The 394-nt window shown below is 71.1% G+C and carries 1 protein-coding gene; it reads left to right on the forward strand.

Going from position 1 to position 394, the window contains the following annotated elements:
- Window positions 1-148: 148 nt before the first annotated feature.
- A partial coding sequence (locus I6F37_RS43800; RefSeq protein WP_225154954.1) for a hypothetical protein occupies window positions 149-394 on the forward strand: 246 nt, incomplete at its 3' end.

The raw sequence follows: 394 nt of genomic DNA on the forward strand, positions 1-394 counted from the left end.
GGGCTGCTTGTACGGCGTCTTCGCCAGCCTCTCGCCGCGCCGGATCCCCGCCGAAGAGTCTCCGTGGCGCGCGCTGGACATCAGCGCCGTCTCGGCGACCGCCATCACCATTTCGTGCCCGTTGTTCTGGTACCTCGCGGTCCGGCCGATGAGCGACTTGCCCGGCCTGGCGCTGGCCATGGCCGCGCAGGCCTGCCTGCTGCTGGCGTGGTGGCGGCAGACGCCCGGCGCCGATGACGATCGCCGGCTGTCGCCGGCCGCGATGGCGGCGTCGGGCCGCATGATCGTGATCGGCGCGTTCCTGGCCGCGCTCAGCATTGGCCTTCGATCCCAGACGATGTGGTTCACGGTGCCGCTGTTGTTGCTGGTGCTGCTCGATCGCACCGGCCGCGGA

The organism is Bradyrhizobium sp. NBAIM08 (assembly GCF_020193935.1).
GTDB classification, from domain to species: Bacteria; Pseudomonadota; Alphaproteobacteria; order Rhizobiales; family Xanthobacteraceae; genus Bradyrhizobium; species Bradyrhizobium yuanmingense.